Here is a 22,463-nt window from a genome sequence, read left to right as displayed (position 1 = left end):
ATGCACGACCACAGTCTCCATCAGGCCGCCGACCAGGCCATTCCCGCCGGGGAGCGCGCGCGTGATCCCATTTGCGGCATGATGGTCGCGAAGGCGACTGCGCTGACATCGGAGCGTGCCGGCCGGACCTTCTATTTCTGCAGCCCGGCCTGCAAGCAGATCTTTGAGGATCCCGAGCGCGAATTGAAGTCAATGCGCACCCGCGTGGCGCTGGCGCTAACCGGCGTGCTCGCGCTGGCCGTCCTGCGCGCCGGCGCTTTCCTCGCGCTGGCCGCCGGCGCGACCATCGTCAGCTGGGCGCCAATCCCCGCGCTGCCCTGGTTCACCTGGGGCGTCTGGCTGTTCATTCTGGTGACGCCGGTGCAATTCATCGGCGGGTGGAGCTTCTACAAAGGCGCATGGGCGGCGCTGCGAAGCTGGTCGATCAACATGGACCTCCTGATCGCGCTCGGGACGACGGTCGCCTATTTCTACAGCGTCGCGGTGGTCTTTGCGCCCGATATCCTGCCGGTGAAGGTCGAAGAACGCGACGTCTACTTCGAAGTCTCCGCCGTGATCATCGCCTTCGTCCTGCTCGGACGATACATGGAGGAGATCATCAAGAAGCGCTCCTCGGCGGCAGTGCGCAAGCTGATGGATCTGCGGCCCGCGATCGCGCATGTCATCCGCGACGGCAAGGAAGAGGAAATTCCGGCCGAGGCAATCATGGCGGGCGAGATCGTCGTGCTGCGGCCGGGCGAGCGGATACCGACCGACGGCGAGGTGATCGAAGGCAGCTCCGCCGTCGATGAATCGATGCTCACCGGCGAATCCATGCCGGTCTCGAAAGAGCCGGGCGCGGGTGTTATCGGCGGTTCGCTCAACAAGAGCGGGATGCTGCGCTTCAAGGCGACCCGCGTCGGTAAGGATACGGCGCTTTCGCAGATCATCCGGCTGGTCGAGGAAGCGCAATCGAGTACCGCGCAGGTCCAGCGCATCGCCGACGAGGTCACGCGTTATTTCGTGCCTGCAGTAGTGATCGTTGCCTTCCTTGCTTTCTTCGGCTGGTGGATCGCTGGCAACTTCCCGCAGGGGCTACTCGCCTTCATCGCCGTGCTGATCATTTCATGCCCCTGCGCGCTGGGCGTAGCAACGCCGGCCGCCCTGATGGTCGGCGTGGGCAGAGGGGCGGATGCCGGTATCCTCATTCGCGGTGCCGAAGTGCTGGAGCGGGCGCGCAAGCTCAACGTGGTCGTCTTCGACAAGACCGGCACGCTGACCAAGGGTGAACCCAACGTCACCGATGTCGTGCCGCTCGGCAGCCTCGACGAGGCGGGGCTGTTGCGGCTCGCCGCGGCTGTCGAAGTTGGCTCCGAGCATCCCTTGGGCGAGGCGATTGTGCGCGGCGCGACAATGCGCAACCTCGAGCTTCCTGCCGTCACCAGTTTCGAGGGCATCGCCGGTCATGGCATCAGCGGGATGGCCGAAGGGCGCAAGATACTGCTCGGCAACCGCCGCCTCTTCGCGCGTGAGGGGATCGATGTCGCGCCCGCCGAGCAGACGATGGCTGCGCTCGAGCAAGGGGGCAAGACGGCCATGCTGGTCGGCTTCGACGGTGCGCTCGCCGGCATCGTCGCCGTCGCGGACACGCTCAAGCCCGAGGCGAAGGAGGCGGTCGCCGCGCTCAGGTCCGAAGGCATCGATGTCATCATGCTGTCTGGCGACAACAAGCGCACGGCGGAGGCGATCGGTCGTGAGCTGGGGATCGATCACATCATCGCCGAGGTCCTGCCGGGCGACAAGGCGGCGATGATCCGCGACCTGCAGACCAAGGGCAACATCGTAGCCATGGTCGGCGACGGGGTCAACGATGCACCCGCCCTGGCGACGGCGGACATCGGCATCGCCATTGGCTCGGGCTCGGACGTTGCCAAGGAAACCGGCGGCATCATCCTGATGCGCGACGATGTGCGGCAGGTCGTCTACGCCATCCGTCTGTCCCGCGCGACGCTGCGCAAGATCAAGCAGAACCTGTTCTGGGCCTTCATCTACAACAGCATCGGCATCCCGATTGCCGCGCTCGGATTCCTCAATCCGATCATCGCGGCGGCCGCCATGGCGCTAAGCTCGCTCTCGGTCGTGGCGAATTCGGCGCTGCTCAAGCGGGCGAGGCTCGACGTGTGATGGTCCGGCCCACCGAGCAGCGTGCGGTCCACTCGCACAATTGGAGCCTGCTCGGCCGGTGCTTCCTGTGGTGTCTGCTCGCTGCCCTTGTCGCGGTTCTGCTCTTCCGCCTGGGCGCGCCTATCATCCTGCTTCTGCTTTTCGTCGTCTGTCCGGTTGCTGCCGTATGGCTTTACGCCATGTCCGAGCGGCCACTCCCCGTTCCGCTTGATCCGTGTCCGGGAACGCGGGGACGAACGCTGAACTGGATCGCTCCCTGGTATGAGAAATGCTGTGCCCGGCTTGGCCTCGCTCACGCGTTTCGCGTGTGTCTGATCGAAGTCTCGGGAATTCGGGAAGGCGATCATGTTCTGGACATGGGCTGCGGGACGGGAAGGCTCGCTTGCCTTGCCGCCTACCGGGCCGGTGAAACGGGCCGCGTCTGCGGGATCGATGCAGCACCCGACATGATCAGGATTGCCCGCGAACAACCAATGCGAGCCGCCGTTCGGCCACGTTTCGAGCTGGCCATTGCCGAAGCGCTTCCGTTTCCTGACGCTAGCTTTGACGTTGTTCTTGCAAGTTTCCTGCTGAGCGCACTGCCGCCCGATCTCAAGCTCACCGCGCTCAAGGAAGCATCACGCGTTCTCAAGCCGGAAGGGCGCTTGGTTGTTGCCGAGATTGATCGCCCGGCCAGCCTCGTCGGGCGGATACTTGGAGCGACGCTCGGACTGAGCACAAAGTTGCGCAGCCACATCCATGGGAGGACAGACCAGATCTTGCAGTCGGGCGGTTTCGTGCCCCTTCGCGCTGCGAATTGGCGTTCAAGCATCGGAATCTGGAATTGCCGCAATGCCGTGTCTGCAAACCCGGAAGGGCCAAGGTCATGACTGTCGCGGTTACAACCATTGGCGAGGCAAGCGGCGATCTTCTGCCACTCGAGATCGTCGAGCGCAAAGGGCTCGGCCACCCGGATACGATCTGTGACCACCTGACCGAAGCGCTCAGTCAGGAACTCTCACGCAGCTATCGGGAGATTTATGGACACACGCTGCACTACAACGTCGACAAGGCCCTGCTGTGGGGCGGCAGTTCCGATCCCCGCTTCGGTGGAGGGCGCATCAGCCAGCCGATGGAAGTCTACCTGGCAGGTCGTGCGATTGTCGATGCGGCGGGCCGGCATCTGCCCCTCGACGACCTGGTCAAGGAGGTCGTGCGTAGGTGGTTCGCGCGTTACTTCCCGTTGCTCGATCTTGATCGCCACCTGCGCACCCATTGCCTCGTGCGGCCGGGCTCCGCCGATCTCGCTTCCCTGTTCGAACGCCACGGCGACGGAGCGCCGGCGATGGCCAACGACACCTCCATTGGCGTTGGCTTCGCGCCGCTCAGCAGCCTCGAACGCGTCGTGCTCGACGCCGAGCACAGGCTCGGTGAGATGGCCTGCGGCGACATTCCAGCGATCGGGCGCGACATCAAGATCATGGGAATACGCCAGGGGCGGAAAGCCAGGATCGTCGTTGCCTGCGCCCTGGTCGATCGTCATATTCCCGATCTGCAAGCCTATCTCTCGACCAAGGCCGATATTGCGGAAATCGTCAGGAGCGTTGCCTGCGCTGAAGATCTCGACGCTGACGTCCTGGTCAATACAGCCGACGACCCCGATGCCGGCAGCTTGTACCTCACTGTCCTCGGTACCTCGGCGGAATGCGGCGACGATGGGCAGGCCGGCCGCGGAAACCGCATCAACGGCCTGATTACGCCCTTCCGGCCGACCACAATAGAATCCGTTCCGGGCAAGAACGCCGTCTCTCACGTCGGCAAACTCTACAATATTGCGGCCGGACTCATCGCCGATCGTGTAGCGCGTCTCGATGGGGTCGCAGAGGCCCAATGTCTGCTTGTCAGCGAAATTGGGCACCCGGTGACCGAACCATTGACCGTCAATGTTCGATTGCGGCTGTCCGATGCGGGAAACGTGAAGGACTACCAGGCGGCCGTGTCTGCGATCGTCGAGCAGGAACTGGAACTTCTCGCGGGGACCGATCTGGCGCTTGCGAATGGATCGGTAGCAATCGGCAACTGGCCGCTGCGAAGAGCGGACAGCGATCCTCTTTCAAGTCGAAACACGCCCCACCGAAATTCCTGAGGAACACGAGGTTACGTCATGGCCAGCGATGTACAATCCAATGAGACACAGCAGCTAGGCGAGGAATTGCCGCAGCCCTCAGTGGGTTGGTCCGAGCCGCCTTCGATCCGGTTCCTGGGAGCGGCAGGGACAGTTACCGGTTCGCGCTACCTTGTCACCGCAGGGCAAGACCGCGTGCTCGTCGACTGTGGGCTGTTCCAGGGGCCTCGTGAACTGCGCGAGAGAAACTGGGTGGAGATTCCCCACGCGGCCGAGGCCGTGGATGCGGTGCTCCTGACCCACGCCCATCTCGATCACTCCGGCTATCTGCCCCGCCTCGTCCGCAACGGGTGGTCGGGGCAGGTTTTCTGTACGGATGCAACGGCGGATCTGTGCCGGTTGTTGCTGCCCGACAGCGGCTACCTGCAAGAAAAGGATGCCGACTACTCAAATCGCCGCCGGAGTTCGCGTCACCATCCGGCCCTGCCGCTTTACACCGAGGACGACGCCTGGTCGGCGCTTGAGCATTTTTCGCCGGTTTCTCCGGGAGACGACGTCGAACTCAGCGATAACCTGCGCTTCCGCTTCCGCAGGGCCGGCCATATCCTTGGCGCCTCGTTCCTCGAACTGACGGCAGGCGGGACGAAGATCACGTTCTCGGGTGATCTGGGGCGTTACGACGATCCGGTCATGTGCGATCCCGAGATTCCCGGCGCCACCGACTATCTGGTCGTGGAATCGACCTATGGTGATCGTCTTCACGAGAAGGTCGATCCGCAGGAGATACTGGGCGAACTCATTGAAAAATGCACAGGTCGCGGCGGAACGGTCGTCATTCCGGCATTTGCCGTCGGCCGTGCCCAGACACTGCTGTATCACCTGTCGCGCCTCAAGGCAGCGGGGCGGTTGTCGAACGTGCCGGTCTATCTCGACAGCCCGATGGCGATTGATGCCAGCGAGATCATGTGCAGCCACCGATCGGAACACCGGCTTGGTCCCGAGCAATGCAGGGCCGCCTGCAACGTCGCGCATTACATTCGCGAGGTTGAGGAGTCGAAGCAGATCTCGCGCGATCCGATGCCGAAGGTCATCGTGTCGGCCAGCGGCATGGCGACTGGCGGACGGGTGGTGCATCATCTCATGCAATATGCGCCCGATCCCCGTAGCCTGGTGCTCTTTGCCGGGTATCAGGCGGCCGGAACGAGGGGTGCGGCCATGTTGGGCGGAGCTCCCACCATCAGGATCTACGGCGAGACAATCCCGGTGCGCGCCGAAGTCGCAAGCTTGCCCATGCTCTCGGGACACGCCGATGCGAATGAAATCATGCGCTGGCTTCGCGGGTTTCCGCAACCGCCCCGGATGACCTTCGTGACGCATGGCGAGCCGGAATCATCCGAAGCGCTCCGCCAGAGGATCGCAGAGGAACTGGGTTGGGCCTGCAAGGTGCCACTTCAGGGCCAGAAAATGTTTCTGGCATGACGGCTGACGCACCACTCGCGATGCCGGCTTCCGAGTCGATGCATCAGCATCGGCTGCATGCCAGGCGGATGGGAATTACCACTACCCAACACGAGCCGGTTGTCTTCATGCGGGAAGACTGCTTCCTCTGCCGATCCGAAGGGCTGACCTCGCGTCCGGAAATCCTGGTGGTGGCGGACGGGCGCGAAATTGTCGCAAGTGTCTTTCGTACGTCAGGCGACGTGTTGGCCGAAGACGAGATCGGAATGTCCAAGGCGGCTTGGGACAGGCTTGGTGTGGAAGCCGGACAATTGGTAGCGGTACGGCACTCGCCACCGGCCGGATCGCTCAGTGCCCTGCGCAGCCGGGTTTACGGCAACCGGCTCGACGATGCCGCCTTCCACGCCATTATCACTGACATCGTCGCCGGGCGTTACAATGACGTGCATCTGTCCTCGTTCGTCACGGCCTGTTCGGCCCTGCCGCTCGATCATACTGAAATGGCGGGACTGACGCGTGCCATGGTCGATGCCGGCGATCGTCTTGCATGGGGCGATGGTCCGATTGTCGACAAGCACAGCGTCGGCGGATTGCCGGGTAACCGGACAACCCCGATCATCGTGGCGATCGTTGCAGCCAACGGTCTCGTCATGCCCAAGACGTCATCGCGCGCGATCACCTCGCCGGCGGGCACCGCTGATACCATGGAGACGCTTGCCCCGGTGGACCTCAACCTTGCCGCCATCCGCCGGGTCGTGGAGCAGGAAGGCGGGTGCATCGCCTGGGGCGGTTCGGTGCGGCTCAGTCCCGCCGATGACACCATCATCGGTATCGAACGTGTCCTCGATCTCGATGCAGTCGGGCAGATGGTGGCTTCGATCCTTTCGAAAAAGGTCGCCGCCGGATCGACGCATCTGGTCATTGACCTTCCGGTCGGCCCGACCGCCAAAGTCCGCACAGCACAAGCCGCAGCCACTCTGTCCGATGCCCTCGTCTCGGTCGGAAATGCATTCGGGCTGCAAACCCGTGTGCTCGAAGGATCTGGACTACAGCCGATCGGCCGTGGCATCGGGCCGGCGCTGGAAGCGCGTGATGTGCTTGCTGTGCTCCAACAGCAGGACGGCCCGCAAGATCTGGGCGAACGCGCTGTCCAGTTGGCTGGCGCCATTCTCGAACTCGGCGGGAGGTCTGCTGCAGGCCAGGGCGAAGCGCTGGCGCGCGAGACGCTCGTCGAGGGGCGCGCCTGGGCGAAATTCCAGCGCATCTGCGAAGCCCAGGGCGGTATGCGCGTGCCGCCAGTGGCCGCTTGGCGCCACACGCTTGTCGCTCCGCACGCCGGTCGGCTCAGCGCGCTCGACAATCGACGCCTGGCCAAGCTTGCCAAGTTGGCCGGTGCACCAGCGGCACCGGCTGCCGGGGTCGAGATGCATGCGCGGCTGGGCGATCAGCTTGAGGCTGGAGCGCCTCTATGCACAGTTCACGCGGAGAGCCGCAGCGAACTTAGCTACGCACTCGATTATGTGGCCGCCGGAGGCGCGATCTTCGCGCTGGGCCAGCAATGACAGAGGCGATTGTCCTGTCGCTGCCGGACGACGCAGCATTCGGCCAAGCGCTTGCGGGTGCGCTGGGCGTCGAACACGGCGAGTTGTTGTGGCGCCATTTCCCCGATGGCGAGAGCCACATCGCGCTGCCGGAGAGCCTGGCAGGACGACGGGTCGTCATCAACTGCACTCTCGCGCGTCCCGACCCGAAACTCGCTCCCCTGCTGTTCGTCGCGGATGCCGCGCGCGATTTCGGAGCGACGCAGGTCGGCCTTGTTGCTCCCTACCTTGCCTATATGCGCCAGGACCGCCGCTTTCACGCCGGGGAAGCTGTCACCTCGCGGACCTTCGCCCGCGTGTTGTCGTCCGCCTTCGACTGGCTCGCGACTGTCGATCCGCACCTGCATCGCTATGCCTCGCTCGACGAGATCTATGCCATTCCCTCGCGGGTCGTACACGCAGCGCCGCTTCTCGGATGCTGGATCGCGGAAAACGTTGGCAATCCGCTCATTCTCGGGCCCGATGCCGAAAGCGAGCAGTGGGTTTCCGAGGTCGCGGCCGGCATCGATGCGCCCTATGCCGTGTTCACCAAGACGAGGCTCGGTGACCGGCAGGTGCGGATCGATCCTCCCGATCTTAGCCGCTACGCTGGACGCCAGCCCGTGCTTGTCGATGATATCGTGTCGTCAGGACGAACGCTGATCGAGGCGGCACGGCTTCTCGATATCGCGGGCTTCGCCAAACCTGTGTGCGCCGTGACGCACGCGCTATTTAGCCAGAATGCCCATGCCGATCTCACGAGATCGGTTGCTTCGATCGTGAGCAGCGACACGGTTCCCCATCCGACCAATGCCATCAGCGTGGTGCAGGAACTGGGGTTTGCCGTGCAGTCGCTGCAGAGTTCCGAAAGCTCATTATCAACGGGGGGACGTGACCATGCCTGACCATTCCGGGAACCGTGGCGAGGTGCCGCGCTGGCGAGCCAATATCGTTCTGATCGGCTTTATGCTGGTGGCGGGCTTTTACCTCATCACCGAGCATCGCGCCCATCTTCTGGGCTTTCTGCCCTTCGGAATTCTCCTGCTTTGCCCGCTCATGCACTTCTTCATGCACGGCGGGCACAAGCACGGCGCAGGAGACGGCAAATGAACCACAACGATGCACCGGCATATGGCCTCTGGGGCCTGGCCCTGGTCAACGCCGCAATCTTCATTTTCTTCGCCTTCAGCTTTTTCAAGCCGGAGACGAAGCGGGATTGGCGCAGCTTCAGTGCGTTCAGCGCCTTTCTTGTTGCGCTATTTGTCGAGATGTATGGATTCCCCCTGACGATCTACCTGTTGTCAGGCTGGCTGCAGAGCCGGTTCCCGGGGATCGACTGGTTCTCGCATGACGCGGGGCACTTGCTTGAGATGATGTTCGGCTGGAAGGTTAATCCGCATTTCGGACCCTTCCACATCGCCAGCTTCGTCTTCATCGGCGGCGGCTTCCTTCTGATCTCTTCGGGATGGAAGGCGCTCCACGCAGCCCAGCAGAAGCGCCAGCTGGTCACGACCGGGCTCTACGCCCGGATGCGCCATCCCCAATATGTCGGGTTCATCGCGGTGATGTTTGGCTTCCTCCTGCAATGGCCGACGCTTCTGACGCTCGCGATGTTCCCGGTGCTGGTGGTGATGTACGTTCGTCTCGCCCGCCATGAAGAACAGGATGCGATCAAGGAATTCGGGGATGAATACCGCCGATACATGGCGCGTGTGCCCGGGTTCATCCCGAAACTTGGCGGCCCCGATCGAAACCCAGGCTGTCATTAGTCTAATAGCTGAGAGGAGGTTGTCATGGAGACCGTTGCCTATCTTTTGTTCTGGGCTCTCTTGTTCATGTTCATGATGCGCTTTGGATGCGGCGCTCATGTCATGGGTCATCGCCACCATGGGCATCATAGCGAGAGCGGCGGTGGAAGCGACCGGCTATCCCAGCCGGCGCAGGCCGTCGATCCGGTCTGCGGCATGACCGTGGCGACAGCAGGTGCCAAGAGCACCATCTTCGAGGGCAGAGCGTGGTATTTCTGCTCCGCTTCATGCCGCGACAAGTTCGAAGCGGCTCCGCAGCAATATGCCAAGGCAGACGCCGCGCATTCAACAGGAGAACCGCACCATGCCGCATGATCCGCACCGTCCGGCACTCATACCGGTCGTCACCCTGGGCCTTGCGCTCAGTCTGTTCCTGACATTTTCCTATGTCCTGTGCATCCTGGGATATCTGTTGCTGCCGGGGATGCCCGTCCAGCATTCCGCTCTCTCGATCTTTCTGCCCGGCTTCGAGCTGCTGAGCTGGCGCACCTTCTTCCTCGGTCTTGGCGAGAGCTTCGGCTGGGGCTGGTACATCGCGCTGGTCTTCGGACCACTCTACAACTTCCTCGTCTCGCGCCGGGCGTAACCCGGGAACTTGAGGGGCTCGCGATCGCCCTGCGTATGACTGAGGAAGAGTCGAAGATTCCCGCCCTGACCGAAGGGCTCAAGTAAGGAGGATCCCATGAAGTTCATTTTGCCGCTCGTGGCCATTGCCGCTTTCGCCGCCGTGCCGGTTCAGGCGCAGACCAAAACCGCCGATCCTCACCAGCATGCCGCTGGCGAAGCAGCGGCCGGCCAGCCGGCCACGCCTCCTGCCCCGAAGTCCGGTACGGCCCAACCAGGTCATGATCACGCAGCCGGACCGGCAGCCGGCGGCCAAGGCAACCAGATGATGGACGGCAAATGCTGCTGCGATGAGGCAAAGATGCGGCAGATGATGAGTGAGATGATGCCCCAGATGATGCGTCAAATGATGGGCCACGGCGCTCAAGGCGGCGCGGGGCAGCAAACCGGTCACGCCGACCCCGCCAAGCCGTAACCAGGTATGAGGCGGGTGGGGCTAATCGCGGTCATTCTGACGCTGCTCGCGGCGCTGTCCTGGTTTGCCTATCTCCGCCTCCAGCCTGAACCACCGCCGGCACAGGTTGTCTACGGCAGTGGACGCATCGAGGTCGACGAGGTGCGGTTAGCCCCGCAGTTTGGCGGCCGACTGCTGGATAATCTCGCCATCGAGGGGACGACCGTTGCCTCGGGAACGGTCGTCGCCCGTGTCGATCCTGCCGACTACAAGCTCCACGCCGAACAGGCGGATGCCCAGCGCACCGCCACCCAGATCGCGGTTTCGCAGTTCGACGCCCAGATCAGTCTAGCCCAGCACCACGCCCGGACCGCACTGACGGACCTGAGGCGCTTTGAGTCCCTGAAGTCGAATGGCTGGATTACGGCCCGCCAACTCGACACTGCGAGAAATTCCTATGAGGCCGCAGCGAGTCAGGTTTCCGTCCTGATACGCCAGCGCGCCGAAGCGAATGCACAATCCCAGGCGGCGGGCAAATCCGCCGCGCTCGCCCGGTCGCGCGTCACCAATACGCAGGTTATCGCGCCTCTGACGGGCGCTGTGCTCGAACGCCTGGCCGAGCCGGGAGAGATCGTCGCCTCCGGACAGCCTGTGGCAATTCTCGCCAATCTCGGTCGCGTGCGGTTGAAGATATTCATTCCGGAGACCGACCTCGGAAAGATTCGGCTAGGCGCACCCGCGCGCCTCAAGGTCGATGCTTTTCCCGATAGAACTTTCGCCGCACGTGTGTCGCAAGTGGACGCACAGGCGCAGTTCACGCCACGCGACGTCCATCTCCAGGAAGAACGGAGCCGCACGGTCTATGGGGTGACGCTGGAAGCGGAGAACCCGAGCGGCCTGCTCAAACCCGGAATGCCCGCTGACGCCTGGATTCTCTGGGATGCCGGCAAAGGCTGGCCCGCGCGGCTGCGCGTGCCCGAGTAGCAGGGACGTGGCGCCCGAGCCAATCGTGGAGACGAGCGCCCTTGGCCGGAGCTTCCATGGGCGGCCCGTTCTGCAGGATATAAGTCTGACGTTGCGCGAGGGCGAGTTGCTCGGGATTGTCGGTCCCGACGGTGCCGGCAAGACCACCCTGCTGCAGATGATCGCCGCAATACTGCGACCGTCCACCGGCGAGTGCAGGGTTTTTGGATCCGACGTTGTTCGGGAGGCAGCGCAGATCCAGGCACAGGTCGGCTACATGTCGCAGGGCTTTTCCCTGTATGACAAGCTGAGCGTTGCCGAAAATCTCGCTTTCGCCGCCGACATACGCGATGTCCCGGAGGAGTCGTTCGAGGAACGAAAGGCGGAGTTGCTTGCAATGGCGGGCCTCGGACGCTTCGAGAATCGTCAAGAAGGCGACCTGTCGGGGGGAATGCGCAAGAAACTCGCGCTCTGCACGATCCTCATCCACGAAACCCGCCTGCTGATTCTCGATGAACCAAGCCTCGGGGTGGACCCGCTCTCGCGCCGCGAATTGTGGAACATCCTCGATCGGGCGCGGGCACAGGGAAAATCGGTTATCTTCGCAACGTCCTACATGGATGAGGCCGACGCCAGCGACCAGGTGTTGCTGCTGCGCGAAGGGCGTCCACTGGCGATGGGAACACCGGCCGAATTGCGTCGGCGTGCGCAGGGCAAGGTCTATCAGCTGGCTGCCGGCACCGGCTTTTCGGAGCGGGCGCTCGAAGCATCGGACGATGTAATCAGCTTTCAGAAAGTGGCGGTCCGGGAATACCGGGTTCAGACGCTGACGGCCCAATCTCCGGTGATAGTCAACGCTGACGTTTCACCCACCGACCCGACAATGGAGGATGTTTTCACCGTCGAATCGACCAGCAATATAGATCAGGGCGAGGGTGTATCGGCCGTCCGGCCCGCCCTGACGGATGACATCAGCGTAAAAAGCGTGGGCGTTACCCGCAGGTTCGGCAAGTTCGTGGCCGTTGACGCGGTCGATATGGCCATCCGCAAAGGCGAGATCATCGGACTGCTTGGCCCCAATGGCGCCGGCAAGACCACTCTGATCCGTATCCTGTGCGGATTGCTGCCGCCATCGGAGGGCCATGCGACATTGGCAGGTTTCGATGTCGCGAGGCAAAGCCATGAGGTCCGCAGCCGGATTGGCTATGTCTCCCAACGCTTTTCGCTGTTCACCGACATGACGCCGATGGAGAACTTGCGCTTTTTCGCGCGCGCTTACGGCGTGCCTCGATCGCAAATGGAAGAACGCATAACCTCGGCGGCACGCCGGGCCGGACTTGACGCACTCAGCGAGCGCCTTGTCGGCAGCCTGTCGAGCGCTCTGCGCCAGCGCCTCGCGCTGGCCTGCGCGATCGTCCACCGGCCGCTCGTCCTATTTCTCGACGAACCGACATCTGGCGTCGATCCTCTTTCCCGCTTCCGCTTCTGGCGCCTCATTTCGGCGCTGGCGGCCGAAGGCGTCAGCATCATCGTTTCGACCCATTATCTCGAGGAGGCGACCTACTGTGATCGCCTGGGGTTGATGATGGACGGTCGGCTGATCGCCATGGGCACGTTGGAGGAGCTACGGTCCCGACTTGGCTTGGAAGATGCCCGGGTAGAGGATGTGTTCCTCGGCTTCATCGCGCGCGAGCGCGCGCTGGAGAAGAAGTCATGAAACTCCGGCGAATGCGGGCTTTTGTACGCAAGGAAATGCTCGAGATCGCGCGCGATCCGATCACGATAGGCGTGGCTCTGCTCATGCCGATGGTGATGCTCTTCCTGTTCGGTTACGCGCTCACTTTCGACGTCGAGAATGCGCCGCTGGTTATCGTCGATCACGACAAGTCGGTGGCCAGCAGAGCGCTTTCACACCAGTTCCTGAATTCCGGCTATTTCAGGCTCGACAGCGCCCCAGAGAGCGAAGCGGTCGCAGAACACGCGGTGATGACTGGGAAGGTACGTGCCTTTCTCTATATTCCGCGCGACTTCGGTCGCCGGCTCGCCTCCGGGCGCAGCGCTCCCGTCGAATTCGTGGTCGATGGCACCTATGCTTCCACGGCCGCGGTCGTTTCGGCTTATGGACGGGCGATCCTCTATGCCTTTCCCTCTGGAAGGCTGGACATGCCCATCCAGCCTGAAGTGCGAGTCTGGTACAACCCCCAATTGCGTAGCCGCGATTTCATTGTGCCTGGCCTCTTCGCAGTGATCCTGATGGCCTTCCCGCCTCTGCTAACGGCGCTCGCCGTCGCACGCGAAAAGGAACTGGGGACGATCATGCAGATATATGCGTCTCCGCTTACGAAGGTCGAGTTCATCATCGGCAAGTTGCTGCCCTACGGATTGATCGCCTTTGTCGAGATGGCAGTCGTCTTCGCTGCCGCGTTCCTTTGGTTCGACATACCGATGCACGGCTCCATGCTGCTGCTGATCCTGCTGGGTGTGGTCTATGTCCTGTGCACGGTGGCGGTGGGCCTGCTCGTCTCGATCATCGTGCGCACGCAGCTTGCAGCCATGCTCGTCGCCCTGATCATGACCCTGATGCCTTCATTCCTGTTTTCGGGACTGATCTACCCGGTGGCAACGATGCCGCCATTCTTCCAGGCCTATTCTGCCAAAATCCCGACAATGTACTTCGTCAACATCTCTCGCGGAATCGTCATGCGCGGCGCTGGCCTCGACGAGCTCTGGTATGAAGTCGTGGTCCTGATCGCCTACACTCTGATCGTACTTGCGGCGGGTATTCTCCTGTTCAGGAAGCGGATCGGCTGATGCTACGGCGCTTGCACGGCCTGTTCGTCAAGGAATTCGCGCAGATGCTGCGCGATCCGGTGGTCCTCTTCCTGGTGTTCTGGCTCTACTCGGCGGAATTGGTCATGTGCACAATGGCGCTGGGCTTCGACGTCAAGAACCTGCGGCTCGGCGTGGTCGATAACGATCGGACCGTCGTGAGCCGCGGGCTCATCGAAGAACTGACATCTGCCGACACGTTTATCCTCAGCGGCCAGTATGCCTCGTTCGCGGCCGCAGGCGCAGAACTGCGCAAGGGGCGATTGGACGCCGTCCTCGAGATTCCGCCAAATCTCGGTGCAAGACTGCAAAGCGGAAGGCGCACCACTCTGGGGGCAGTTGTGGATGGTTCGAACGCCACCGTCGCGACGCGCGCGCGCGCCTATTTCATCGAGCTCGTTGCGCGTTACACGGCTCGGCACGCTCACAAGGAGGGACGAGCCAGGCCCGGTGTCGAGGCATCGGTGCGCATCTGGTACAATCCGGATCTGACCAATACGCGTTTCATGGCGCTTGGCATGCTGGCCCAGGCAGGCTTCATGCTGGCGGTGGTCCTGCCGGCTGCGGCGATGGTGCGCGAAAAGCAGAACGGGACGATGGAGCAGATCCGCGTCACACCGATCCGGGCGCACGAACTGTTCCTGGCCAAGGTCGTGCCGACCATCGTGCTCTCCGAAGGCGCGCTGTTCCCGGCATTGGTTGTCACCAGGCTCATCGGCGTGCCCATGGAAGGAAACCTGGGAACGCTGCTTGTGCTTAACGTGATCTTCCTGCTTAGCGCGGTTGCCATCGGCGTCTTCGTTGCCTGCATCACCCGTACTCTCCAGCAGTCGATGCTTGTCAGCTTCTTCAGCCTGTTCCCCCTCCTGTTCCTTTCGGGGAGCGTGGCTCCGGTGGAGAGCATGCCCAAGGCTCTCCAAGCCGCGAGCCTGGGGAGTCCGCTGAGGCATTTCACGGAGATCGTCAGCGGGCTGTTCCTCAAGGGCTCGGGGATTGCCGAACTCTGGCTGCACGCAGCCGCCCTCGGTTTCATCAGTGTGCTTATGTTTTCGGGAGCATGGCTCATATTCAGGCGCAGCTGGTAGGCGATGCCAATCCGGGTGGGTGTAGTAAATTCCGGCGCTACCTGCCGTCCAATGCGTCCTCGCAGATTAGCAAGTTCAGAATGAGTGAGCGCCAGTGCGGTCGATAATACCGGGCGTCAGCCAGCCTCAACCGCATGGGCCTCGAAATCCACACCTAGCCGCTTGCGGACCGCGCCAAAGATCGCAGCAAGATTGTCCATGCTTGGGTTGCCCTTCTCCGAGAGCATGCGGTGGAGGCTCTTGCTGGGCCGGTTGGTCTCGGCGGCCAGGTGCTCGAAGCCCACTGAGGCGTTGACCAGGTCGCGCAGGATCAGACGCGCGACATGGGGCTCGCCATTGAGGAAAGCGGTCGCGGCTTCGTCAAGCATGGCTTTGGCAAAGGCGGGATCGCGCGCCGCGCGTTCCTTCACTGTCTCCTTGAAATCCCGTGTCAGTACCACTTCGCTATCTCCTGGCCTTCTTTGCCTTGGCCTTTCGGCCCTTGTATTCGGCAAGCAGCGCGCTCGCCTGATTGATATCGGTCTGTTGCCGCTTCTTGGTTCCGCCCACGAAGAGGATGATCAGCTGATCCCCGTCCTGGGTGAGGTAGAGCCGGTATCCCGGCCCCCAGTCGATCCGGTATTCGCCAAGACCACCGCCGATCCATTTGACGTTCGACAGATTGCCCAGTTCCAGCCGGACGATGGACGTCGCTACCTTGGCCGCAGCCTGGACATCGAGATCATCGAACCAGCCCCGGAACGGGCAGGAGCCATCCTCGCAAATATACTCCTCAACAATCATACTGCGCCACTTTGGGTAACATATTCGTTACCTTCTGTCGAGGGATTCAGTTTCAGCACGATCAGGCCGCAAGGCTAGGGCGCAGGCCGGCCGCCCCCTCGTCAAGCAGGCGGGCGATCTCGTCCGAGGTGCGCCGCACTGCGAGTTTCAGCGCCTCGTCGATATGAATGTAGTCCTGCGTCACATTCTGCGATGCGTGGCCCAGCATGGCGCGGATGGTCAGCTCGGTGAAGCCGAGTTCGCCAGCGATGCTGGCGAAGGTGTGACGCAACGTGTGCAGCGTTGCGCCCTCGATCCCGGCCAACCGGCAGACGCGAATGAAGCATGCGCTGGAGGCCTGATAGGGGCCGGCGCCGGTCAACGACGGAAAGACATGGGGATTGCCGGCGACCTCTACCTGCGCGAGCACAACCCGGAGTGCCTCCGGTCCGATCGCGCGCACCTGGGCGTCGGTCTTGGTGTCGGGGAAGGCGACAAACCCGCCTTCGGCATGGACCCAGGCGCGCTTCATCGCCTGGCCTTCCTCTCGCCGAAAACCGGTCAGCACCAGGAGTCGGACAACCGCAAGTGCGGTCAGGTTTTCTCCATTGCGCTCGGCATAGGCCATCGCCTTGCCCAGTGCGCCGATCTCGACGGAACTAAGTCGCCGGGTCTTCTTGTTGGTGGCCAGCTTCTTGGCGCCCCGCGTCGGATGCTCTGCCAGCAACCCCTTGTGCTTGGCATGGCCCAGGATCGCCTGAAGCGTGCCAAGGCAGCGCGCCGCGACGCCCGGGCCGCCTGCCGCCTTGCCGCCGCGCCCGCCGCCACGCACCTTGGCGGTCTTGCCGTCCCGCACGTCGGACTGCATTTGCTCAACTTCGGCGATGGTCAGGTGCTTGGCGTGTCGCTTGCCCAGCAAAGGCTTGATATGCGTGTTGATCCGGCTCTCGTCCATCTTGAGCGAGGATTCCTTGATCGGCCGGTTCTTGCGCCCGAGAATATTCCCGGCGCGCGCCTCGGTCAGATACCAGTCGCACATCTGGGCAACCGTCATTCCCTTGCGGGCCTCGTGCACGGCGACTGCCGGGTCATCGCCTGCAGCCACTTCGCCGAGCTTGATCTTTGCCAGGTCGCGCGCGCGTTCGACCGTGATGACGCCGTACCGACCGAGGTTGATCCGCCGCTTGATGCCCTCGGCATTGCGGTACTGAACGATGAACGTCTTCAGCCCTGATGGCAGCGCACGGACGCCGAAGCCCCGAATCTCGCTATCCCACAGAACTGCCTGCGCCTGTCCGTCCGCGCTGAAGGCATCGACCGAGCGCTTGTTGATCTTTGCAGTCGGCATCGTTACCACTCCATTTGGAGACAAAGCCGAAATCGGGGCCTTCTGTCTCCATATTGTCTCCAGATTTTGCCGTTTCGTGGCGAAAACAAGAGTAAGGTGGCGCGGCATGGACTGCAACAACTATCGGATTTACCGTGCTATTTCGTAGATTCGGCTACAATGGCGAAACTACCTGAATCGTTTTGCCAAGGTTGGGGTCGAGGGTTCGAATCCCTTCGCCCGCTCCAATTTTCCGGCTAATTTCAGCCACTTACGCTAAAGGGCGGCGTAATATGCCGCGTTACGTCGAGGCGCATTTCGTCTCGCGTAATAAGGGCGTAATATGATGACGGCGAGCCGACGGGTGTCTCTAGGAAAGGATTGGCGCTTAGCGTGCCGCAACTACCGGATCGGGGCGCAAGCGCGCAGCAGGATGCGTCGGTCCCTCCGATCGGCTGAAATGCGTTAAAATTGCTGGAGTGGAACGCCAACGGCGTGACCCCTTCGGAAATGGCTGCCCGGCCAAGGCGGAAGAGGACGTTGTCATATTCTCCGGCAGCGATTCCCACTCATTCCAACCAAGCGGTTGCGGAGCAGATCGATGTTCAAACCGGTATAGGTACGCCGAACCGGGCCAAAATGTCTAACGCGCGGGGAAATCGGACAGGTCTAGCGCGCGTCTGCGATAATCGACTCGCTTCCACCGACGATGTCGGCGGAAGCGTGAAGATGCCCGCAGTGTACGACACTGCTCGTCCCGGCTCGTTGGGCGCTTCCGGTGACGAGCACCTCATCCGTTCCGGGCTGGACCTGGATCCAGATTTTTAGAATTCTGATCCCTTACGATGTGAATCACCAGGCAATGTGGCAACATGTTCACGAAGTCGTCGAGGATCGGCGCCCGGGCGCCAGCGGGCAGCATGGTTGCCCGCCGGTCCAAAAGAACCGCAGCCTTGCGCGCCGCGCGTCTTGTCGTGCTGATCATCAGGGGGTGCTCGCAGGTAGGCTGTCGTCGTACTGCAAATGATCTTCCCGCAGGTCCGCTTCCCGGCTGCCATAGCGGGCATAGAGGGTCGGAAGTACGAAGAGCGTCAGCAGGGTCGCCGAGATCAGCCCGCCGATCACCACAGTTGCGAGCGGCTTCTGGACTTCCGCGCCCGCACCGGTCGCAAGTGCCATCGGCACGAAGCCGAGGCTGGCGACGAGTGCGGTCATCACCACAGGGCGAAGGCGCATGAGCGCGCCTTGCCTTGCGGCTTCGGCCCGCGCCATGCCCGAGCGCATCAGCTCCTGGATCGAGGACACCATCACGAGCCCGTTGAGCACGGCGATGCCCGACAGCGCGATGAACCCGACCGCCGCCGATATGGAGAAATCCATGCCCCGGAGGAACAGCGCGAGCACGCCGCCGATCAGTGCCAGCGGCACGCCCGTGAATACGATCGCCGCATCGCGCGACGATCGAAGCGCGCCATAGAGCAGCAACAGAATTAGCACGAAACAGGCCGGGACGACGAGCTGGAGCCGATCGCGTGCGGAGGCGAGGTTCTCGAACTGGCCGCCCCATTCGAGATAGCTGCCGGCGGGCAAGCGAACATCGTTCGCGATGCCGGCCTTTGCATCGGCCACGACGTCGGAGATGGCACGCCCGCGGACATTGGCCTGTACGACGACGCGCCTCTTCCCGTTTTCGCGGCTGATCTGGTTCGGTCCCTCGACGATACGGATATCGGCGACGCTCGCCAGCGGCACGAAGGCGCCGCCCGCCACCGGGACCTGTACCTGTTCGAGCACCGACAGGTCAGCGCGCTGCGCGTCGGACAGCCGGATGACGATCGGGAAGCGCCGGTCGCCTTCGAAGATCGTGCCGGCCTCGCGGCCGCCGATCGTTGCGGTGACGACATCCTGCACGTCACGCGCGCTGACGCCGAGCCGCGCCATCGCGTCGCGGTTCGCCCGAATGTCGAGCATCGAGAGACCTTCGGTCTCTTCGACGCGCACGTCGCTCGCGCCTTCGGTCTTCCGCAAGATTGCGGCGACTTGCTGCGCGGTCGCGTTCATCGCGTCGAAGTCGTCGCCATAGACCTTGATCGCAATGTCACCGCGCACGCCCGCAATCAGCTCGTTGAAGCGCATCTGGATCGGCTGAGTGATCTCATAGGCATTGCCCGGGATCTTGTTCAGTTCCTTCTCCAGCCGCTCGACGAGTTCGGCCTTGGGGAGGCTTGGGTCCGGCCATTCTTTCCGAGGCTTGAGGATCACGAAATTGTCGGTCGCGTTGGGCGGCATCGGATCGGACGCAAGGTCCGCCGTGCCGGTCTTCGAGAAGACAATCGCGACTTCGGGCTGCCTTGCGAGCATTTTCTCGATTGGCACTTGCATGGCCTGGCTCTGTTCGACGGACGTCGAGGGCACGCGAAACGCCTGGATCAGGAGATCGCCCTCGTCGAGCTGCGGCAGGAACACCTGGCCGAGCGAGAAGAAGGCGAGGATCGCAACAAGGAACCCCCCGATGCCCGCGCCGAGCGTGACCTTGGGCTTGCTCATAGCGCGGTCGAGACCGGGCTCGTAGCGTTGCTTCAGCCAGCTCATGATGCGGCCCTCTTTCTCCTCGACCCGCTTCGACAGCCAGATGGCGATCGCGGCGGGGACGAAGGTGAGCGAGAGGATGAAGGCGAAAGCGAGGGCGATGATCACGGTCAGCGCCATCGGGATGAAGGTCTTGCCCTCGACCCCGCTGAGCGTGAGCAGCGGCACATAGACGAGGATGATGATCGCCTGCCCATAGACTGACGGGCGCACCATCTCGCGCGCCGCCGATGCGACGGTTGCGAGACGCTCTTGGACGGTCAGGATGCGGCCGTGGCGATGCTGGAGGTCGGCCATGCGCCGCAGCGCATTCTCGACGATGATGACGGCGCCATCGACGATGAGGCCGAAGTCGAGTGCGCCGAGGCTCATCAGGTTCGCCGAGACGCCGGCGCGCAGCATGCCGAAGCTGGTGAGCAGCATTGTGATCGGGATGACGAGCGCCGCGATCAGCGCCGCGCGGAAATTGCCGAGCAGCAGGAAAAGCACGACAATGACGAGCAGCGCACCCTCGGTCAGGTTCTTGCCGACCGTCCAGATCGTCGAATTGACGAGCTTGGTACGATCGAGCGCGGGCTCGATAACGACATCGGGCGGCAGCGAGGCGTTTACCTCCTTCAGCCGGTCTGCGACCGCGGTCGCGACCGTCCGGCTGTTCTCGCCGATGCGCATGACCGCGGTGCCGACGACGACTTCGGTGCCATTTTCAGAGGCTGAACCCATGCGAACCGCCTGGCCGGTGCGGACCGTCGCCACCTGGTCGAGCGTGATCGGAACGCCCGCGCGCGTTGCGACGACGGTGCGCGCCAGCTCGGCGGTGTCGCGGACCAGCGCGTCCGAACGAACGGCGAGCCCTTCGCCATTGCGCTCGACGACGCCGCCGCCGACCGCGCTATTGTTCCGTTCGAGGGCTTCGGCGAGCTCGGTGAGGCTGAGGTCGAGCGCGGCGAGGCGCTGCACGTCGGGAACGACCAGATACTGCTTCGAATAGCCGCCGATCGCATCGACGCCCGCGACGCCGGGAACCGTCCGGACGAGCGGCGTGACGATCCAGTCCTGCGTCGTGCGAAGATAGGTCGACTTGTCGGCCTCGGTGACGAGCCGTTCGCCTTCGGGGGTCACATAGCTGCCGTCGGGTTGCAGGCCGGGCTCGCCGGCCTTGTGCGCATCGTCCTTGCGGTGCGCGAGGCGGACCGTCCACATATAGACGTCGCCGAGACCCGTCGCGATCGGCCCCATCTCGGGGCGAACCCCGTCGGGCATATTCTCGGTTGCCTCGTTGAGGCGTTCGCCCACCTGCTGGCGCGCGAAATAAATGTCGGTCGAATCGTCGAAGACCGCGGTGACCTGCGCGAAGCCGTTGCGGCTCAGCGACCTTGTGTGATCGAGGCCGGGGATCCCCGCGAGCGCGGTCTCGATCGGGAAGGCGACCTGCTTCTCGACGAGTTCGGGCGACAGCGCGGGGGCGCGGACGTTGATCTGGATCTGGTTGTTGGTGATGTCGGGAACCGCGTCGATCGGCAGGCGCGACAATGCTGTCGCTCCGATTATGGCGGCGATGGCGGTGAGCAGGACGACAAGCCAGCGCTTCTCGACCGCCCAGGTAACGATACGAGCGATCATGGCTTAGTCCTCATCGCCTGCTTCGCCCTTGCCGATCTCGGCCTTGAGCGAAAAGCTGTTGGTGATGGCGATCTGCTCGGTGCCCTTGAGCCCGGAGCGGACGATGACATTGGCTCCCGCGCGGTCGCCGAGCACCACGGGGACAGCCTCGAACCCGTCCTTGGTACGCACGAACACGACGCTCTTGCCCTCGACGGTCTGGATCGCGGTCGCGGGAACGCTGATCGAGCCGTCGCCGCCGCTCGCAGCCAGCGCGACCGAGGCGGTCACGGCTTCGCCAACGCGCCATTGGCCGGCGCGATTGTCGAGGATCGCGATTGCGGGCACGAGCTTCGTGGCCGGATCGAGCGCGGGCGAGACGAAGCTGATCTTGCCGGTCGCCTGGCGTCCGGGTGCGCTTACCGAGACGGTGGCGCCGGGCCGGATACGACCGGCGTCGGCGGGCTGGAGGTTCAGCGAGAGCGAAACGCTCGAGAGGTTGGCGATGCGATAGAGTTCTGCATCGGCGGGGACCGTCTGACCGAGCACCACGCTGCGCGCGATTACCTGGCCCGAAATCGGCGCGGTAATGGCAATCCGGTTGAGCTGGCCGCCGCCGCCGCCTGCGGCGGATACCTGCTGCTGTGCGAGTTGATAGGCGATCCTGGCTTCGGTCGCGGCGGTGCGTGCCGCAATCACATCCTGCTCGGGCGACACGCGCTGTGCGAACAGCCGTTCCTCGCGCGCGAGATTGGAGTTGGCGAGTGCGAGCCGAGCGCGCGTCGCCTGCACCTCGCCCTGGAGCTGCGCGGCCTCGCGGCTTTCGATGATCGCGAGCGTCTGTCCGCGCCCGACGCTCTGCCCGAGATTGCGATTGAGCGCGACGACGCGCCCGCCGATCGCCGCCGACACGGCCTGCGTTCCTTGCGGATCGCCTTCGATCGTCGCGGGCAGTTGCAGCGCACCGGCGTTGCCGACGGTCGGACGGCCGAGCGCAATCCCGGCGATCTTGATCTGCTCGTTGGTGAGGGTGATCTTGCCCTCGTCGGCATGGCCTGCCTCTTCTTCGCCATGCTCGTCGGCGGGCTTGGCACTCTCGCCGCCACCGCAGGCGGCGAGGAACAGCGGCAGCGTCGCGGCGAGCAGCAGCTTTCGGTTTATAGTGATGGTCATGG

20 protein-coding genes are annotated in these 22,463 nt (G+C 63.2%); 15 read left to right on the top strand and 5 right to left on the bottom strand.

Annotated features, from left to right (window positions below; genetic code table 11):
* The 15 genes from CD928_RS20505 (at position 1) to CD928_RS20435 (ending at position 15,008) form a co-directional block, all read left to right on the top strand.
* Positions 1 to 2,163, top strand: coding sequence for a heavy metal translocating P-type ATPase (locus tag CD928_RS20505; protein WP_095388942.1), 2,163 nt, complete (start codon positions 1 to 3; stop codon positions 2,161 to 2,163).
* A complete protein-coding gene (locus CD928_RS20500; protein WP_095388941.1) occupies positions 2,163 to 3,032 on the top strand; it encodes a class I SAM-dependent methyltransferase in 870 nt (289 codons plus the stop codon). The genes CD928_RS20505 and CD928_RS20500 overlap by 1 nt, the downstream gene beginning before the upstream one ends.
* Entirely contained in the window at positions 3,029 to 4,288 is a 1,260-nt protein-coding gene (locus CD928_RS20495; RefSeq protein WP_095388940.1) for a methionine adenosyltransferase, read from the top strand. Before CD928_RS20500 ends, CD928_RS20495 begins: the two co-directional genes overlap by 4 nt.
* 18 nt (positions 4,289 to 4,306) lie before the next feature.
* The gene (locus CD928_RS20490) at positions 4,307 to 5,746 is read left to right on the top strand and encodes an MBL fold metallo-hydrolase RNA specificity domain-containing protein (protein ID WP_095388939.1); all 1,440 of its coding nucleotides are present in this window, start codon (positions 4,307 to 4,309) and stop codon (positions 5,744 to 5,746) included.
* Positions 5,743 to 7,287, top strand: a complete 1,545-nt coding sequence (locus tag CD928_RS20485) for a thymidine phosphorylase family protein (RefSeq protein ID WP_095388938.1) — start codon at positions 5,743 to 5,745, stop codon at positions 7,285 to 7,287. Before CD928_RS20490 ends, CD928_RS20485 begins: the two co-directional genes overlap by 4 nt.
* A complete protein-coding gene (locus tag CD928_RS20480; RefSeq protein WP_095388937.1) occupies positions 7,284 to 8,210 on the top strand; it encodes a ribose-phosphate pyrophosphokinase in 927 nt (308 codons plus the stop codon). The genes CD928_RS20485 and CD928_RS20480 overlap by 4 nt, the downstream gene beginning before the upstream one ends.
* Positions 8,203 to 8,415: a DUF2933 domain-containing protein gene (locus CD928_RS20475; protein ID WP_095388936.1), complete on the top strand. Its 213-nt coding sequence runs from the start codon at positions 8,203 to 8,205 to the stop codon at positions 8,413 to 8,415. The genes CD928_RS20480 and CD928_RS20475 overlap by 8 nt, the downstream gene beginning before the upstream one ends.
* Positions 8,412 to 9,074 carry an isoprenylcysteine carboxylmethyltransferase family protein gene (locus CD928_RS20470; RefSeq protein WP_095388935.1) on the top strand — a complete coding sequence of 221 codons (663 nt, stop codon included), beginning with the start codon at positions 8,412 to 8,414 and terminating at the stop codon, positions 9,072 to 9,074. The genes CD928_RS20475 and CD928_RS20470 overlap by 4 nt, the downstream gene beginning before the upstream one ends.
* Before the next feature lie 24 nt (positions 9,075 to 9,098).
* Positions 9,099 to 9,428, top strand: coding sequence for a YHS domain-containing protein (locus CD928_RS20465; protein WP_095388934.1), 330 nt, complete (start codon positions 9,099 to 9,101; stop codon positions 9,426 to 9,428).
* The gene (locus CD928_RS20460) at positions 9,418 to 9,699 is read left to right on the top strand and encodes a DUF5676 family membrane protein (RefSeq protein WP_095388933.1); all 282 of its coding nucleotides are present in this window, start codon (positions 9,418 to 9,420) and stop codon (positions 9,697 to 9,699) included. Before CD928_RS20465 ends, CD928_RS20460 begins: the two co-directional genes overlap by 11 nt.
* Before the next feature lie 96 nt (positions 9,700 to 9,795).
* Positions 9,796 to 10,152 carry a hypothetical protein gene (locus CD928_RS20455; protein WP_095388932.1) on the top strand — a complete coding sequence of 119 codons (357 nt, stop codon included), beginning with the start codon at positions 9,796 to 9,798 and terminating at the stop codon, positions 10,150 to 10,152.
* 15 nt (positions 10,153 to 10,167) lie between these two features.
* Positions 10,168 to 11,115, top strand: a complete 948-nt coding sequence (locus CD928_RS20450) for an HlyD family secretion protein (protein ID WP_176473655.1) — start codon at positions 10,168 to 10,170, stop codon at positions 11,113 to 11,115.
* A 7-nt stretch (positions 11,116 to 11,122) separates the two neighbouring features.
* Positions 11,123 to 12,811: an ATP-binding cassette domain-containing protein gene (locus tag CD928_RS20445; RefSeq protein ID WP_095389079.1), complete on the top strand. Its 1,689-nt coding sequence runs from the start codon at positions 11,123 to 11,125 to the stop codon at positions 12,809 to 12,811.
* Entirely contained in the window at positions 12,808 to 13,905 is a 1,098-nt protein-coding gene (locus CD928_RS20440) for an ABC transporter permease (RefSeq protein ID WP_095388930.1), read from the top strand. The genes CD928_RS20445 and CD928_RS20440 overlap by 4 nt, the downstream gene beginning before the upstream one ends.
* Entirely contained in the window at positions 13,905 to 15,008 is a 1,104-nt protein-coding gene (locus CD928_RS20435; RefSeq protein WP_095388929.1) for an ABC transporter permease, read from the top strand. The genes CD928_RS20440 and CD928_RS20435 overlap by 1 nt, the downstream gene beginning before the upstream one ends.
* Positions 15,009 to 15,124: 116 nt before the next feature.
* Here CD928_RS20435 and CD928_RS20430 read toward each other — a convergent pair whose 3' ends face one another.
* The 5 genes from CD928_RS20430 to CD928_RS20405 all read right to left on the bottom strand — a co-directional run bounded on the left by CD928_RS20430 (position 15,125) and on the right by CD928_RS20405 (position 22,461).
* Positions 15,125 to 15,448: a DNA-binding protein gene (locus CD928_RS20430; protein ID WP_095388928.1), complete on the bottom strand. Its 324-nt coding sequence runs from the start codon at positions 15,446 to 15,448 to the stop codon at positions 15,125 to 15,127.
* 4 nt (positions 15,449 to 15,452) lie between these two features.
* Positions 15,453 to 15,791: a type II toxin-antitoxin system RelE/ParE family toxin gene (locus CD928_RS20425; protein WP_095388927.1), complete on the bottom strand. Its 339-nt coding sequence runs from the start codon at positions 15,789 to 15,791 to the stop codon at positions 15,453 to 15,455.
* A 61-nt stretch (positions 15,792 to 15,852) separates the two neighbouring features.
* Positions 15,853 to 17,118: a site-specific integrase gene (locus tag CD928_RS20420; protein WP_095388926.1), complete on the bottom strand. Its 1,266-nt coding sequence runs from the start codon at positions 17,116 to 17,118 to the stop codon at positions 15,853 to 15,855.
* Positions 17,119 to 18,081: 963 nt separating this feature from the next.
* Entirely contained in the window at positions 18,082 to 21,309 is a 3,228-nt protein-coding gene (locus CD928_RS20410; protein ID WP_095388924.1) for an efflux RND transporter permease subunit, read from the bottom strand.
* Between the two features lie 3 nt (positions 21,310 to 21,312).
* Positions 21,313 to 22,461 carry an efflux RND transporter periplasmic adaptor subunit gene (locus CD928_RS20405; RefSeq protein ID WP_095388923.1) on the bottom strand — a complete coding sequence of 383 codons (1,149 nt, stop codon included), beginning with the start codon at positions 22,459 to 22,461 and terminating at the stop codon, positions 21,313 to 21,315.
* Positions 22,462 to 22,463 lie beyond the last annotated feature (2 nt).

The organism is Sphingopyxis sp. GW247-27LB (assembly GCF_002277025.1).
GTDB lineage: Bacteria > Pseudomonadota > Alphaproteobacteria > Sphingomonadales > Sphingomonadaceae > Sphingopyxis.
This window is presented reverse-complemented; position numbering and strand designations above follow the sequence as displayed.

Excerpts from the sequence above, each read along its gene's own strand:
- CD928_RS20505 (WP_095388942.1), top strand. The coding sequence starts at position 1 with ATGCACGACCACAGTCTCCATCAGGCCGCCGACCAGGCCATTCCCGCC.
- CD928_RS20500 (WP_095388941.1), top strand. The coding sequence starts at position 2,163 with ATGGTCCGGCCCACCGAGCAGCGTGCGGTCCACTCGCACAATTGGAGC.
- CD928_RS20495 (WP_095388940.1), top strand. The coding sequence starts at position 3,029 with ATGACTGTCGCGGTTACAACCATTGGCGAGGCAAGCGGCGATCTTCTG.
- CD928_RS20490 (WP_095388939.1), top strand. The coding sequence starts at position 4,307 with ATGGCCAGCGATGTACAATCCAATGAGACACAGCAGCTAGGCGAGGAA.
- CD928_RS20485 (WP_095388938.1), top strand. The coding sequence starts at position 5,743 with ATGACGGCTGACGCACCACTCGCGATGCCGGCTTCCGAGTCGATGCAT.
- CD928_RS20480 (WP_095388937.1), top strand. The coding sequence starts at position 7,284 with ATGACAGAGGCGATTGTCCTGTCGCTGCCGGACGACGCAGCATTCGGC.
- CD928_RS20475 (WP_095388936.1), top strand. The coding sequence starts at position 8,203 with ATGCCTGACCATTCCGGGAACCGTGGCGAGGTGCCGCGCTGGCGAGCC.
- CD928_RS20470 (WP_095388935.1), top strand. The coding sequence starts at position 8,412 with ATGAACCACAACGATGCACCGGCATATGGCCTCTGGGGCCTGGCCCTG.
- CD928_RS20465 (WP_095388934.1), top strand. The coding sequence starts at position 9,099 with ATGGAGACCGTTGCCTATCTTTTGTTCTGGGCTCTCTTGTTCATGTTC.
- CD928_RS20460 (WP_095388933.1), top strand. The coding sequence starts at position 9,418 with ATGCCGCATGATCCGCACCGTCCGGCACTCATACCGGTCGTCACCCTG.
- CD928_RS20455 (WP_095388932.1), top strand. The coding sequence starts at position 9,796 with ATGAAGTTCATTTTGCCGCTCGTGGCCATTGCCGCTTTCGCCGCCGTG.
- CD928_RS20440 (WP_095388930.1), top strand. The coding sequence starts at position 12,808 with ATGAAACTCCGGCGAATGCGGGCTTTTGTACGCAAGGAAATGCTCGAG.
- CD928_RS20435 (WP_095388929.1), top strand. The coding sequence starts at position 13,905 with ATGCTACGGCGCTTGCACGGCCTGTTCGTCAAGGAATTCGCGCAGATG.
- CD928_RS20425 (WP_095388927.1), bottom strand. The coding sequence starts at position 15,791 with ATGATTGTTGAGGAGTATATTTGCGAGGATGGCTCCTGCCCGTTCCGG.
- CD928_RS20420 (WP_095388926.1), bottom strand. The coding sequence starts at position 17,118 with ATGCCGACTGCAAAGATCAACAAGCGCTCGGTCGATGCCTTCAGCGCG.
- CD928_RS20410 (WP_095388924.1), bottom strand. The coding sequence starts at position 21,309 with ATGATCGCTCGTATCGTTACCTGGGCGGTCGAGAAGCGCTGGCTTGTC.
- CD928_RS20405 (WP_095388923.1), bottom strand. The coding sequence starts at position 22,461 with ATGACCATCACTATAAACCGAAAGCTGCTGCTCGCCGCGACGCTGCCG.